This window comes from Fusobacterium sp. IOR10, from assembly GCF_010367435.1.
GTDB lineage: Bacteria > Fusobacteriota > Fusobacteriia > Fusobacteriales > Fusobacteriaceae > Fusobacterium_B.
In genome coordinates this window covers 1-631 of sequence record NZ_WJWY01000070.1, presented here as the reverse complement: position 1 = coordinate 631, position 631 = coordinate 1, and the positions used below count along the sequence as shown (strand labels likewise).

1 pseudogene is annotated in these 631 nt (G+C 24.2%); it reads left to right on the top strand.

The window, feature by feature from the left end:
• Positions 1–49: 49 nt before the first annotated feature.
• Positions 50–631, top strand: a pseudogene (locus tag GIL12_RS09985) (IS3 family transposase); the annotation flags it as partial.

The window sequence follows — 631 nt, the reverse complement described above, 5'->3', positions numbered from 1 at the left end:
TGTAGTGCACCCAAAATCTTAGACAAATAAGATGGAGGGTGCATTTCTTATGTCCAAATTAACAAATAAACAAAAAATAGAAATTTATGAAAGAAGGTTGAAAGGAGAAACAGTAAAATCTTTAGCTTTAAATTTTAATATTCGTAAAAGTAATATCAAATATCTGATTAGATTAATTGAAAAACATGGATATAATATTTTAAGAAATGGAAAAAATAAATATTATTCTAAAGAATTTAAAGAAAAAACTATTAATAGAGTTATTGTGGAAAATCAATCAATTATTTCTGTTTCAATTGATGTTGGTCTTACTTCTAATGGAATACTTTCTAACTGGCTTAAAAAATATAAAGAAAACTGTTATAATGTCATAGAAAAGAAAAGAGGGAGAAAGACTAAAACTATGACTAAACTAAAAAAGAAAAACAAAAAAATAACGCCTGAAGAAAGAATAAAGGAATTAGAGGAAAGAAATATCTATTTAGAAGCTGAAAATGAATATTTAAAAAAGTTAGATGCTTTAGTTCAAAAAAGGGAGCTACAAAAAAAGAAAAAATCATAATAATAGCCGAGCTTAAAGCTAAATATCCTTTGAAAATGCTATTACAAATTTCAAAAATAGCAAGATCAA